We start from the raw sequence: 13,096 nt of genomic DNA on the forward strand, positions 1-13,096 counted from the left end.
CCGCGTCCACGCGGGGGCATTGGCCCATGGGCGTACGCCCGTGGGCCACCCCGTACCCGTGGATTGCCGCCGACGGGCCGATGCCGTAGTGGGCCGTCCCGCGGCACCGTGGGCCGGGTGATCGAAGTCAATGAACTCACCAAGCGGTACGGCGGCACCACCGCCGTCAACGGTCTGTCCTTCACGGTCCGTCCCGGCCGGGTCACCGGTTTCCTCGGACCCAACGGCGCGGGGAAGAGCACCACCCTGCGCATGCTCCTCGGCCTGACCGAGCCCACCGCCGGCACGGCGACCATCGACGGCCGCCCGTTCCGGGACCGGCCGCGCGGGCTGCGCCATGCCGGCGCGCTCCTCGACGCGCAGGATGTCCACGGCGGGCGCGGCGCGGCGGCGCATCTGGCCGCCCTGGCCAGGAGCAACGGCATCCCGCGCGGCCGGGTGGCCGAGGTGCTGGCGGAAGTGGGGCTGTCCGCCGCCGCGCGGCGGCGGATCGGCGGCTTCTCGCTGGGGATGCGGCAGCGGCTCGGCATCGCGGCGGCGCTGCTCGGCGATCCGCCGGTGCTGCTGTTCGACGAGCCGATCAACGGCCTTGATCCGGAAGGGGTGTTGTGGGTGCGGGGACTCTTCCGTCGGCTGGCCGCCGAGGGGCGCACGGTGTTCGTCTCCAGCCATCTGATGACCGAGATGGAGCACACCGCCGACGATCTCGTGGTGATCGGCAGGGGCGAGCTGATCGCCGCCGAGAGTGTGGCGGAGTTCGCCGCCCGCGCCACCGCGCCCAGCGTGTGGGTCCGTACGTACGACACCGCGGGGCGGGCGGCCCTGCTGGCCGTGCTGGAGGCGGAGCCTTCCTGGGCGGTACGGCCCGACGGCGAGCGGGCGTTCACGGTGACCGGACCGAGCGCGGCCCGGGTGGGCGAACTGGCCTTCCGGCACGGAATCCGGCTGGAGGAACTCACCCCGCGTACCGCCTCGTTGGAGGAGGCGTTCATGGAACTGACCGCCGACAGCGTCGAATACCTCGCGGGAGAGCCCCGATGAACACATCACACACCGCGGCGGCCGAGCCCCGCGCCCGCTTCCGGGATCTCCTCGCCGCCGAGTGGATGAAGCTGTGGTCGCTGCGTTCGACGCCGTGGGCGTTCGCGGTCGGTGCGCTGGTGATCCTCGGGATCAATCTGAACGCCACCCTCGCCGACTACACCAGTTATCCGCAACTGCCCGTCCTCGCAAAGGACTTGTTCGTGCCGATCTGGGCGATCCGGGACGCCTGCACCGTCGGCGCCGCCATGGTCCTGATGCTCGCGGCGGGCAGTATCGGCGCCCTGACGGTCGTCGGCGAGTACGGCTCGGGAGAGATCCGTACGACCTTCGCGGCGGTCCCCGACCGCCGCGCGGTGATGGCGGCCAAGGCGGCCGTCGTGACAGCGGTGATGCTGGTGTACGGGACGGTCGTCGCGGCGGTCTCGTTCTGGGTGACGCAGGCCGTCTTCTCGGGCCGGGGCATCGGCCTGTCGATCGGTTACGACGGCGCGCCGCGCGCGGTCGCGGCGTGTGCGCTGCTCGCGCCGGTGTGCGCGCTGGCCGGTATGGCGCTCGGCGCGCTGGTCCGGCACACCGCGACGACGATCGTCACCCTGACCTTCGTCCTCCTGCTGCTGCCCACCCTCGTCAACGAGCGCGACCGCTGGACGGCGATCCTGCTGCACGCCCTGCCGCGCGGCGCGTGGGACCGGCTGACCGAGCTGGGCGTCTCCCCCGTGCCCGTCGTCCATCCCTGGACGACCGGCGGGGCGTGGACCGTGTACGTGGTGTGGGCGGTAGTGTCGGCGGCCGTCACGGTGGTCGCCGTACACCGCCGGGACGTGTGAGGACCCGTTGTCAGCGGGGGTCCCCCGGCCCCCGCCCGTCCTCCCCGTCTTCCCCGTCGTGCCCGCCCTCCCCGTCGCGCTCGCCGCGCCGTCTGCGGTACGCCCACACGGCCAGCGCGACGAGCACGGCCGCCAGCAGTGCCAGCGCCGCGACCAGCCCCACCTTCGACTCGATCCGGGTGAACGCGGCCCCGGCGAAGTAGCCGAGCGCCGTACAGCTCACCCCCCAGCACAGCCCGCCCAGGGCGTTGAAGAGCAGAAACCGCCGGTACGGCATGTCGGAGAGGCCGGCCAGCGCGGGCATCAGCGCCCGGAGGAAGGCGATGAACCGGGCGAGGAACACCGCCGCCGCGCCGCGCTCGCCGATCATCCGGCGGGCGCGGTCGATCCGGTTCTGGCGGCGGCGCAGAACGCGGGTGGTGAGGATGCGGTCGCCGAAGTGGTGGGTCACCGCGTACCCGGTGCTGTCGCCGAGGACCGCGGCGAACACCACGACCACGGTGATCCACCACACCGACACCTCGCCCTGCCCGGCCAGCACTCCGCCGAGGATGGCCGCCGTCTCGCCGGGCAGTACGAAGCCGAAGAACAGCGCGTCCTCGCAGAAGACGAGCGCGCCGACCACGGCGTAGACCAGGGGGCCCGACAGCCCGCTGAGCCAGGTGGTGATGGTGTGCATCGGCCGCGTCCCTCCGGGGTCCGTCCGGGGACCCTACCCGCCCCGGTGTCCGGTTCCCGGCCGACAGGGCGCAGACTGACCCGCATGCGCGAACTCCTCGACGGAACGGGCGGCGTCGGCGGTCTGCTCGCCGCCTGGTACGGCCCGCCCGACCGCCCCGCCGCGCCGGTCCCGCCGCTCCCGCCGCTCCCGTCCGGCACCGACCGGCTGCCGTCGGCGCTGCGCGCCTGGTACGCGGCGGCCTCCCGGTACCCGCGGCCGGTCCTGTTCAACCACAAGGTCGCGCCGGTGACCGGCCTGTACGAGGACGACGGGCAGCTCGCCTTCTGCGTGGACGACTTCGAGTACCAGGAGTTCGGTGCCGCGCCGGGCGACGGCGACCCGGTGGTACACCGCCGGGAGATCAGCGACGAGCAGGCCTGGGAGCCGCACGACGACGGGATGCGGCTGTCGGAGTTCCTGCCGGCGCTGCTGGTGCACGAGACGGTGGAGGGGGCGCGGTACGGCGCGGCGGCCGACGGGCTGACGCCTGATCGGCTCGGCCCGCTGCTCGCGCCGCTGCGCCGGCTCTCGGGACCCGAGCTGTTCACCGCGCAGTACGCCGGCGAGGGGCTGCTCGCCCTGGCCTGGCCGCGCGGCGACGTCTGGGACGTCAGGATCGCGGCCCGGGACGAGGCGCTGCTCAGGTACGTCGACGGGGTGGCCGGGGTACGGCGGGGGCCGGGCGAGTGGTGCCCGCCGGAGGACCGGGGGTAGCGCCGGTCAGCCCCGCGCTTCGGGCCCGGACGCTTCAGGCCCGGACGCGGCGGGCCCGGACGCGGCGGGCCCGGACGCGGCGGGCCACTCGTCGCGGAGTACGGACCAGATCTCCTTGTCGTGCCGCACGCCCCGGTACGGGTAGCGCTGCCGCAGCACCCCGTCGAGGGTCATCCCGAGCCGGCGCGCCGACTCCGAGCTACGGGTGTTGCCGACCGCGGCCCACCACTCGACCCGGCTCATCCCGCGCTCCAGGAACGCCCAGTCGATCAGCGCCCGGGACGCGGCCGTGACCAGGCCGCGGCCCTGCCCGGCGGCCTCCAGCCAGCAGCCGACCTCGCACACCCCGGCGGCGGCCTCGAACGAGGTGAACATGACGCCGCCGACCAGGGTGGAGTCCAGCCAGATGCCGTAGATCCGGGCGGTGTCCCTGGCCTGGTTGTCGGCGTACCGCTGGAGGACCGCCGTGGCCGAGGCCAGGTCGGTGCTGAGCGTCGCCCAGGGTATCCAGGGGTCCACGTTCGGGCGGGCGCGGTCGATATGGGCGAGGAACTCCGGCGCCTGCCAGGGTTCGAGGGGGCGGAGCTGAGCGTTGTCACCCAGGGGCAGCGCGAACATGACGGTCTCTCTTCGACGCGGAGGCGCCCGTACGGTACGTAACGAGCGTTCGGTATGTAAGATAACAGCATGCCCCCAGCTCCAGGAGACCGCGCCGCCCGCCGCGAGGACGTGTCCGAGGCGGTGTGGCGGACCCTCGCCGACAAGGGTTTCGGCGGACTCACCCTGCGCGCCGTCGCCACCGAGATGGGCGTCTCGACCGGGATGCTCATGCACTACTTCCCGACCAAGCGGGCGCTGGTCGCGCACGCGCTGGACGTTCTGGAGAAGCGCACCGCCGAGCGCCCGAGGCGCGGCAGACCGGCCGAGGGGCTGCCCGCGCTCAGGGCGGTGCTGCTGGACATCCTGCCGCTCACGCCCGACGACACCGCGCGCAACCGCGTCTGGGTCAGCTCCTGGGACCTCGCGCTCGCCGACGAGGGGCTGGGCGCCGATCAGGCGGCCCGCTACACGCGGATGCGGGCCCTGCTCCGCCCGCACCTCGAAGCCGCCCGCCACCTGGGCCAGCTCCCCGCGACGGCGGACCCGGAGCGGCTCGCCGCCACGGCGGTCGCCTTCGTCCACGGACTGGTCGTCCAGGCGCTCTTCGACCCCGGACGCTTCCCCGAGGACGTCCAGACATCCATGGTCGACGGCTTCCTGCACGGTCTGACGGCGGACGGGCTCCCGTCGCCCCGCTGAACGTCGTGTCGTTTTTCCGCCAGTACGGCCGCCGCTCCCGGCGCACACTGGGAGCGTGACAACAGGCGACTCGGCGCGCCGGAAGGGAACGAGACCGATGACGGTCCATACGACCATCGACAGCCCGCTGGGCGAACTGCTGCTGGCGGGCGAGGAGTCGGCCACCGCGAGGGGCGGCACCGCGCTCGCCTCGCTCTCCGTCCCCGGGCAGAAGCGCGGCGCGACCGTACGGGACGACTGGACCGAGGACGCCGGCGCGTTCACGGAGATCGCCGCCCAGCTGCGCGCGTACTTCGACGGCCGGCTGACCCGCTTCGACATCGAGCACACGGCCGGCGGTAGCGACTTCCAGCGGCGGGTGTGGCAGGCCCTGGAGGACATCCCGTACGGGACCACCCTCAGCTACGGCGCGATCGCGGCCCGGATCGGCGCGCCGAGGGCAGCGGTCCGCGCCGTCGGCACGGCGATCGGCGCGAATCCGCTGCTGGTCGTGCGCCCCTGCCACCGGGTGATCGGCGCCGACGGAGCGCTGACGGGCTACGCGGGCGGTCTGGAGCGCAAGCGGCACCTCCTCGACCTGGAGAGCGCCCACCGGAGCGGACCGGCGGCGGAAGCGACCGCGTGAACGCCCTGATCCCCCGCCCCACCAGGGAGATGGCGCCGGGGGCCGTGCATGTGCCGGACTGGCTCACCCCGGAGGAGCAGCGCGCACTCGTCACGGCGTGCCGCGCCTGGGCGAGCGGCCCGGTGCCGATCCGCCACACCGCGCTGCCGCGCGGCGGTGTGATGTCGGTGCGTACGGTGTGTATCGGCTGGCACTGGCAGCCGTACCTGTACACGCGCACCGCGGGTGATGTGAACGGGCTGCGGGTCGCCGCCTTCCCCGACTGGATGGTCCGGCTGGGCCGCCGGGCGCTCCTGGCGGCGTACGGCGACGAGAGCGCCGCGGACGCCTACACCCCGGACACCGCGCTGATCAACTTCTACGACGGGCAGGCCAGACTGGGCATGCACCAGGACAAGGACGAGCGGTCCTCCGCGCCGGTCGTCTCCCTGTCCATCGGCGACTCCTGTGTCTTCCGCGTCGGCAACACCGAGACCAGGACCAGGCCGTACACCGACATCGAACTCGCCTCCGGCGACCTGTTCGTCTTCGGCGGCCCCTCGCGCTACATCCACCACGGCGTGCCCCGGGTCCACGAAGGCACCGGGGACCCCGCCGTCACCGGTATGGCTTCGGGACGTCTGAACATCACGATGCGGGTCACGGGGCTCTCGGACCCGGAGGGCTGACGGACCGCTGAACCGAGCCCCGGCATCCGGACCGGCACCGTACGGCGGGAGTGTCGTTAGTGACGGTGGCGGCCCGGTTCCGGGCCCGCGCGGCGGTACGGCTGTCAGGGAGGTCCGGCGATGACCCGGAGCGAGGCCTTGTTCGACGACGCATCCGAAGACGCACCCGAACTGCGGGCGTCCTACGCGCTGTGCGAGGCGGAGGTCAAGCGGTACCTGGAAGGGATGTGGCGGGCGATCGAGTTGCTGCCTGCCGAGATCCGCCCGCACTGCCACGCCGTGTACGGCTTCCTGCTGCACGCCGACCGCACCGCCGACGAGGGCGGGACACAGCGGGAGCGTGAGCGGCGGTTCGCCCGCCTGCACACCGAGACGCTGCGGGAGTTGCGCGCGGGGCGGAGCGAACACCCGCTGCGGCGGGCGTTCGTGGACACGGTGCGGCGGCGGGATCTCGACCACGCGGCGGTCGAGGAGTTCCTCGACGCCATGCGGACCGACTGCGCTTCCCCTCCCCGGTACGAGACGTTCGAGGACCAGCGACGCTATCTGCGGGGAGTCTCGGGGACGATCTCCGAGATGCTGGCTCCGCTGCTGGAGGTGACGGCGCCGGACGTACGGGCGCTGACCTCCGTGCTGGGCGAGGTGGGCCAGCTGGTGGACATCTTCGAGGATCTGCCGGCCGACCTCGCCGCCGGCCGGTGCTATCTGCCGCGCGCCGATCTGCGGGAGCTGGGTCTTGAGGTGGCCGACCTCACGGCCGGGGACCGGCGCGCGGCGCTGGACGCTCTGGTGGACATCCAGCTCGGCCGCTGGCGGGACCTGCTGGAGCAGGCCGCGCCGGTGGCCGGGCTGGTGGAGCGGGCGTACCAGCCGTTCCTGCGCACCCTGCTGCTGGGGGCGCAGTTGCAGTTCGACGAGGTCGTGCTCCGGCGGGGCCTGGTGTGCGCCGAAGGGCTCGAACCCCTGGCGTCGACCGGCAGGACGCCCCGCCGGCCGGCCTGGCCGCACGCCGGTGCGGTCCCGGACCACATCGCGGTCATCATGGACGGGAACCGGCGGTGGGCGGTGCGGCGCGGCCAGCCGGTCTCCCAGGGCCATGAGGCGGGCGAGTGGGCCGCCATGCGTCTGGTCAACGCCGCCCTGCGGCTGGGCGTGCGGCACCTGAGCATCTACGCGTTCTCCACCGAGAACTGGGACCGTCCCGAGGAGGAGCTGGCCTCCCTGTTCGAGACCATGGCCCACGGGATCGACCAGGGCATCGAGTGGCTGCACGAACTGGGCGTACGGATCCGCTGGTGCGGGCGGCGCGACCGTATCGAGCCGTCGTTCGCCTCCGCCCTGACGCTGCTGGAGAGCATGACGTCGAAGAACGACGCGCTGTCCCTGACCGTCTGCGTCGACTACGGAGGACGGGACGAACTGGTCGAGGCCGCCCGGGCGCTGGCCGCCGAGGTGGCCGCGGGGACGCTGCGGCCGGAGGACATCGGCGCCGCCGACCTGGCCCGGAACCTGTACGTGCCGGGCCTGCCGGACGTCGATCTGCTGATCCGCACCTCCGGGGAGCAGCGGATCAGCAACTTCCTGCCCTGGCAGCTCGCCTACGCCGAGCTGGTCTTCGACCCGACTCCCTGGCCCGACTTCGGCCTGGCGCAGCTGCGGGACGCGATCACGGTGTACGCGGGCCGCCGGCGCCGCTTCGGCGGCGGCGTTCCCGGCCCGGCCCGTCCGGTGGAGCCGGCCCGGGGCGCCCGACTCCCGGGACTCACGCCTCCGGCGGGGTGTACACCCCCTCCGCCGTCGCGTATCCGAGGACGGTCTCCGCGGTGAACGGCGACGTTCCGAAGGTGGCGGTGTACGCGTCCAGCGCCTCGGCCGTGGCGCGCAGCGGTACCTCGTTGATCCGGACCTTCAGCGGCTTGCCCAGCGCCGCGGTGCCGGTGGCGAGCTGTCCTTCGGCCAGGCCGCAGCGGAGCGCCGCGAGGTGCGCCACCTCGACGCCGTTGACCACGCACGTCCCGGAGGCCAGACCGTCCCCCAGGGCGCTGCGCAGGTCGAGGAAGCGGGCGGTGCCGAGCGCCGTGCGTACGGCGATCCCGCCGTCGAGGGCGCCGTCGCCCTCGGCCTTCGCCGGTTGCGCCAGCGAGGGGTCGCCCTTCCCCGACCGTACGGGGAAGCGCACGGCCGGCCCCTGGGAGTCCTTCACCAGCCGGGCCGGAGCCACGGCCTCCACCTCGGCCCCGATCCGGTCCAGCTCCGCCTGGACCGCCCGGGTCCACCGGACCTCGATCCAGCCGTCGGAGACCGTGCCGTACTTCTCGGCCGCGGCGCCGGAGGCCGCGCCGGTGAGCTGGGCCAGCAGGGGCGCCGCGAGGGCGGCACCCAGAATGTTGCGTCGTGTGGCACTCATCGTGTGCGCACCATCCTTCCTCGGGCCGCAGGGCACGGCCCCGAGGGAGATGATCCGGTCGCGGAACCGCGCGATCCGCCGAACAGACCGGTATCCGCCCGAAAGGAGGACATGCCTCTCTCAGCGGGCATCCGGGGTTTGAACGCCGCGCGGGCTCATCCTTCCCGGCGTGTGCTGTCGAGCCAGGACTCCAGCACATCGCAGAGCGGGGCGAGTTCACGGTCCAGCTCCGGAAGCAGGGCGGCGGACGGCCGCGGTTCGGTGAGCCAGCCCCGCAGTACGGCGAGGAACGCCGCCTGCACGGCGCCGCCGACGCTCTGCGCGACCACACCGCCTTCGGGCACACCGTGCCGCCGGGCGACGAACGCGGCCACGACGGCCGCCCAGCCGAGCCAGTGCGCCGACCCCTCGGACCGCAGCTCGGGTGCGGAATCGAGGAGCGCGAAGCGTTCCATCCACTGGCCCGAGTCCTCGATGGAGCGTCCGAGGTTCTCGACCACACACTCCCGTACGGCACACATCGTCGGCCGGGCGGCGTCCGCGGCGTCGAGCAGCCGGGCCAGGCGCTGGGTGTGGACGTCGAACGCGCCCCAGACGATCTCCGGCTTCGTCCCCCAGTAGCGGAACACACTCGTCCGGCTCACGCCTGCGGCCTCGGCGATCATCGGGATCGTGGTGGCCGCGTAACCGTGCTCGCGGAAGAGCCGGATCGCGACGCGTTCGATGTGCTCCCGGGACGAAACGGCTGGCCGGCCGGGAGTCCGGCGTCGCGGCGGCGCGGTCGGGTCCATGCAGCTCCTCGTTGCCCCCGCTCCCGTCCCCGGACAGGGGGGAGTACGTTGTGGTACTGAGTACCATAATGGAAGACGCCGACGGGCGCGGTGTGACCGCCCAGGTTCCCGTCCCGGACGGCGGCACCCAAGAGGAAGAAGGAACAACCATGAGGGCATGGCAGTTCACCGGCGTGAACGAACCCCTGCACCTTGCCGAGCTGCCCGAGCCGACTCCGGCCGCGCACGAGATCGTGCTCGCCGTGAAGGCGGCCGGCCTCTGCCACAGCGATGTCAGCTTCATCGACGGCACCATCACCCCACTGCTCGGGCACGTCCCGATCGTGCTCGGCCACGAGACCGCCGGTGTGGTCACGGCGGTCGGCGCGGACGTCACCGACTTCGCCGTCGGCGACCGCGTGGGGATCCCGGCCACCACGGACGGCCCCGGCACCGCTGTCAACGGCGGGTTCGCGGAGTACGTCGCCGTCGAGGCGCGCCTCGCCGTCCATGTCCCGGACGACGTCGACTTCGAGCAGGCCGCGCCCGCCATGGACGCGGCGCGCACCGCCTACCGTGCCGTCGAGACGTTCGGACAGGTGACGGCCGGCATGAACGTCGGCATCATCGGCTTCGGCGGTCTCGGCTCGCTCGGCGCGCAGATCGCTAAGGCCGTCGGCGCGACCGTGTACGTGGCCGAGGTGAACGAGTCCGCCTGGGAGCGCGTGCGGGAACTGGGCGTCGCCGGTGTCTCCGCCGACATCCGTGACTTCGAGGACGCCGGGCTCGACGTCATCGTCGACTTCGCGGGCTTCGGCACGACCACCGTCTCCGCCGTCGACGCCGTCAAGCACGGCGGCCGGATCGTACAGATCGGCCTGGCCCGCGAGACGGCGACGCTCTCCATGCAGAAGATCACGATGAAGGAGATCACCATCGTCGGCGCGTCCAACGGCGAGAAGTCCGAGGCGGAGGCCGTCCTGGCGCTCATCGCCTCCGGCGGGCTGCGCTCCCACACCGTCCCGATCACGTTCGACGAGATCCCGCTGTACGTCGACAAGCTCACGGCCGGTGACGTCTCCGGCCGCGCCGTCGCGCTGCTGTAACGCGCTCCGGTCCGGGCCCCGGCCCCGGCTCCGTCAGAGAACCGCCGCCAGGATCAGCAGCACCACACCCGCCACTCCGGTGACACCCGCTCCGATGCCCCAGCCCAGGACATGGTTGTTCTCGCGGCGGACCAACTGGCCCTCCGTCCTGGTGGAGAGGATGAAGACGCCGCCCTCGGCCGGGGCACCGAGCACCAGGCGGCCCGTCTCGTCGCCGGCCTCACCATGGGCGAAGACACGGGCGCCGGGGCGCAGGACCCACTCCTCGCGGTCGTAGCCGATCGTGTCGCTCCGGGAGCCGAGGCTCAGCACGAGCGAGCCGAAGGTGATCCTGCCACCGCTCCTGCCCTCGTACGGCTCGAAGGTGTCCTGGACCTTCTCGGCGCCGTCGATCTTCTGCTTGCCGGGGTGGACGAGCAGCTTGCCGGTGGCGTCCTCGACATAGAAGGGGGTGGAGGTGGCGTGGTCGGCGACCACATCCGTCCTGGTCCTGCGGCGGCGGTTGCCGTCGTTGTCGCGGTAGGTCTCCTCGTAGCGGCGGGTGACCTTGTGGTGGTGCCAGACACACTCCAGCTGTGACAGCTCGGAGCGGAGCGGGCCGTCCTCGTTCGGGCGGGCGGCTCCGACGACTTCGCAGGGCTGACGGAAGAACCCGGCCCCCGCCGCGCCCGCCGCCGCCTCGTGGAGGGCTTCGAGATCGCCCACGGGAAGCGTCTCGACGCTCTCCAGGGCCTTGACGCGGCCGTTCGACCGCCGCGCCAGGGCGCCGCAGACGACCGCGACCACCGCCGCTGCCAGCCCGATCCAGAGCAGCACGAAAACCCCCGAGTTGTCTTGATTCCGCCCCGACGTCAACCGTCGGAACCTTACTCCCCGTTCAGAACAGCAGGAGGACCGCGGCTCCCCACAGCACGGCCACCGCCGCCATGAACGGGCCGAGCGACATTCCCTGTTCGCCCGGCTCCGCGTCGCGGGCCGGGCGCAGCTCCGGACGGTCTCGCAGGACGTTCAGCTCCTCCTCGGCCCGGAGCGCGGCCGGACGGCGGCCGGGGAAACTGTGGTCGGGGCCGCCGACAACCTTGATCTGGATGCTGCCCTTCACGACCCGGACGCGGTGCAGACGATCCCAGGGGATCCGGCGCGTACGCCAGGCACCCGTGACCCAGATGCCCTGCTGATCGGCGGTGATACGCCAGCTCAAGGCTGCCGACGCGTCTCGCAGCGCCAAGGGCGCACCGATGATCAGGAGCATCGAGAGCCAGGAGAAGCTGTCATTCAGGAGAATCCACACGCCTCCGGCCTGGACCAGCAGCAGGAAGACGCCGACCAGCCGGGAGGTGGTGTCGGCGGAGTACGAGACCGGGTCCGCCCCGGTCGCCATGCCGGCCACGATCTCCTCCGCCGAGCGGCGCGGACGACGCGGGCGCCGGCTCCGCCGTCCGCCGGGGAGGTACGGGAGCAGCGTGTCCTGGAGCTTCGGCACAGCCGGGCGTACCGGGGTCGCCCCCGTCTCCGCCAGCGCGATGCCCGGCTCCGGGGCCGTCACCAGGACGAGTTCGCCGCCCGCGTGCGGGGATCCGTAGAGGACCGCCTCGCACGGCCCCGTCCTCGCCATGTGCTCCCAGGCTTCCGCGTCCTTCTCGTACTTCTCGTCGTCCTCGTACTTCCCGTCCTCGGCGTCATCGTCGTCGCCCTCCGTGGCCGGCACGGTGAACAGGCTCAACACCGGCCGCTCCCCCGCCGGATCGTCCGCCGCGTACACCCACGTCCGGAAGTCCTTACGGTCCCTGCGCACGAGCACCTTCAGCACCGGCTGCGGTGTGGTGTGCAGCCGGGACGAACTCGCCCGGCCCGTCACGCCGTTGGCCAGGAACGCCAGGCCGGCCACGATCGCCGCCACCATCAGCAGCTGCCATCCCTCGACATCGTAGGGTTCCGCCACCAGACGGACGTACTCTCCGTCCACCACGAGATCGACGGTCGTGCCCACCGGGAAGTCCTCCGGATACAGCGAGTCGGCCCGGTGGACCTCACCTTCCTGGGACTTCACCGTCAGCTCGGCCGCGTCGTCGCCCTCGCCGCCGCTGATCCGGACGACCGTAGCGGCGACCTGCCGGCCGTTCGCCGCGTGGTCCTCGTACGCGGAGATCTCGTCCGACGCCATCCAGTAGCCGAACGCCGCCACCGCCACCAGTACCCCGGCGGCGCCGAAGGAGAGGCGCCAGCGCCACCGTGTCCCGCCCGGTACGGGGAACCGGGCCTCGCCCGCGGCCTCCTCCGCGCACCGCCGCTGCCGCGCGGCCACCGACAGCCGGTGGAACGCGGTCGCCGCCGCATACGCGATGGCCGTGAACCACAGGTACACCGACGGTCTCGTGAGGACCCCGTCGGACTCGGCGTCGGTGAGTGTGACCGCCACGAGCACCACCAGGCACGGTAGGGCGAGCCCCGGCAGACGCCACAGCCAGTACGGCGTCAGCAGCAGCACCACCCAGGGCACGAGGCCCCACCAGCCGGCGTCACACGGGCTGCTGGTGGTGCAGATGTCGCCGGGGGACGGGGGCGAGAACGCCACGAGCCAGATGAAGCCGGCCACCATGGCGACGGAGGGCAGCAAGGGGTGCGACCATCGCGGCGCCGCCATGGCGCGCCAGCGGCCGGCGTCCGTGGAGCGCCAGTCCCGGGCCCCGGGGGGTATCGCCTCGCCGGGGAGGGGAACAGGGAGAAGACTCACCGGCGCATTATCGACGTAGGGACCCGCTTGCGCGAAAAGGATTCCCCGGACGCCAGTGCCCGGCCTACGGTGTTTCCGGGGTCGCCGGGCGGTACGGAGCCGTACTTCCCCGCGCCACCACCGAGGTCGGGAACTCCACATGCCACGCGCGCCCGCCCGCGCCGCCCTCGTCGGTGGCGGC

General features: G+C 72.8%; 14 protein-coding genes. 8 read left to right on the forward strand and 6 right to left on the reverse strand.

The genetic code is table 11. The features are described from left to right. The first annotated feature begins 117 nt into the window (after nt 1-117). Together AB0389_RS23750 and AB0389_RS23755 are read left to right on the forward strand one after the other, a co-directional pair. Nucleotides 118-1,041, forward strand: coding sequence for an ATP-binding cassette domain-containing protein (locus AB0389_RS23750; protein ID WP_366397471.1), 924 nt, complete (start codon nt 118-120; stop codon nt 1,039-1,041). Continuing rightward, complete coding sequence (locus tag AB0389_RS23755; RefSeq protein WP_366397472.1) at nt 1,038-1,871, forward strand: ABC transporter permease; 834 nt, start codon at nt 1,038-1,040, stop codon at nt 1,869-1,871. Before AB0389_RS23750 ends, AB0389_RS23755 begins: the two co-directional genes overlap by 4 nt. A gap of 10 nt (nt 1,872-1,881) precedes the next feature. On the opposite strand, the gene AB0389_RS23760 is transcribed toward AB0389_RS23755, so the two are convergent. Continuing rightward, on the reverse strand, nt 1,882-2,550 hold the full coding sequence (locus AB0389_RS23760; protein WP_366397473.1) for a DedA family protein: 669 nt from the start codon (nt 2,548-2,550) through the stop codon (nt 1,882-1,884). An 84-nt stretch (nt 2,551-2,634) separates the two neighbouring features. Here AB0389_RS23760 and AB0389_RS23765 point away from each other — a divergent pair, with 84 nt between their 5' ends. Beyond that, nucleotides 2,635-3,306, forward strand: coding sequence for a hypothetical protein (locus AB0389_RS23765; protein ID WP_366397474.1), 672 nt, complete (start codon nt 2,635-2,637; stop codon nt 3,304-3,306). 6 nt (nt 3,307-3,312) lie between these two features. Here AB0389_RS23765 and AB0389_RS23770 read toward each other — a convergent pair whose 3' ends face one another. Then, nucleotides 3,313-3,924: a GNAT family protein gene (locus AB0389_RS23770; protein WP_366397475.1), complete on the reverse strand. Its 612-nt coding sequence runs from the start codon at nt 3,922-3,924 to the stop codon at nt 3,313-3,315. A 69-nt stretch (nt 3,925-3,993) separates the two neighbouring features. On the opposite strand from AB0389_RS23770, the gene AB0389_RS23775 reads away from it, so the two are divergent. The 4 genes from AB0389_RS23775 to uppS all read left to right on the forward strand — a co-directional run bounded on the left by AB0389_RS23775 (nt 3,994) and on the right by uppS (nt 7,725). Next, nucleotides 3,994-4,605, forward strand: a complete 612-nt coding sequence (locus AB0389_RS23775; RefSeq protein WP_366397476.1) for a TetR/AcrR family transcriptional regulator — start codon at nt 3,994-3,996, stop codon at nt 4,603-4,605. 97 nt (nt 4,606-4,702) lie between these two features. Further along, complete coding sequence (locus AB0389_RS23780; RefSeq protein WP_366397477.1) at nt 4,703-5,230, forward strand: methylated-DNA--[protein]-cysteine S-methyltransferase; 528 nt, start codon at nt 4,703-4,705, stop codon at nt 5,228-5,230. Continuing rightward, the gene (locus AB0389_RS23785; RefSeq protein ID WP_366397478.1) at nt 5,227-5,898 is read left to right on the forward strand and encodes an alpha-ketoglutarate-dependent dioxygenase AlkB; all 672 of its coding nucleotides are present in this window, start codon (nt 5,227-5,229) and stop codon (nt 5,896-5,898) included. Before AB0389_RS23780 ends, AB0389_RS23785 begins: the two co-directional genes overlap by 4 nt. A 120-nt stretch (nt 5,899-6,018) precedes the next feature. Continuing rightward, nucleotides 6,019-7,725 (forward strand): polyprenyl diphosphate synthase, encoded by a 1,707-nt coding sequence (gene uppS, locus AB0389_RS23790; RefSeq protein ID WP_366397479.1) that lies wholly within the window; start codon nt 6,019-6,021, stop codon nt 7,723-7,725. Here uppS and AB0389_RS23795 read toward each other — a convergent pair. Beyond that, nucleotides 7,661-8,305: a hypothetical protein gene (locus AB0389_RS23795; protein WP_366397480.1), complete on the reverse strand. Its 645-nt coding sequence runs from the start codon at nt 8,303-8,305 to the stop codon at nt 7,661-7,663. The genes uppS and AB0389_RS23795 overlap by 65 nt on opposite strands. A 155-nt stretch (nt 8,306-8,460) precedes the next feature. Further along, nucleotides 8,461-9,096 carry a TetR family transcriptional regulator gene (locus tag AB0389_RS23800; protein ID WP_366397481.1) on the reverse strand — a complete coding sequence of 212 codons (636 nt, stop codon included), beginning with the start codon at nt 9,094-9,096 and terminating at the stop codon, nt 8,461-8,463. 149 nt (nt 9,097-9,245) lie between these two features. Here AB0389_RS23800 and AB0389_RS23805 point away from each other — a divergent pair, with 149 nt between their 5' ends. After that, the gene (locus AB0389_RS23805; protein ID WP_366397482.1) at nt 9,246-10,181 is read left to right on the forward strand and encodes a zinc-binding dehydrogenase; all 936 of its coding nucleotides are present in this window, start codon (nt 9,246-9,248) and stop codon (nt 10,179-10,181) included. 33 nt (nt 10,182-10,214) lie between these two features. Here the strand turns inward: AB0389_RS23805 and AB0389_RS23810 are convergent, their stop codons facing one another. Further along, nucleotides 10,215-10,997 (reverse strand): GIDE domain-containing protein, encoded by a 783-nt coding sequence (locus AB0389_RS23810; protein ID WP_366397483.1) that lies wholly within the window; start codon nt 10,995-10,997, stop codon nt 10,215-10,217. Nucleotides 10,998-11,058: 61 nt separating this feature from the next. Continuing rightward, nucleotides 11,059-12,915: a hypothetical protein gene (locus AB0389_RS23815; RefSeq protein ID WP_366397484.1), complete on the reverse strand. Its 1,857-nt coding sequence runs from the start codon at nt 12,913-12,915 to the stop codon at nt 11,059-11,061. Between the last annotated feature and the right edge of the window lie 181 nt (nt 12,916-13,096).

The organism is Streptomyces sp. NPDC093109 (genome assembly GCF_040701725.1).
Classification (GTDB): Bacteria; Actinomycetota; Actinomycetes; order Streptomycetales; family Streptomycetaceae; genus Streptomyces.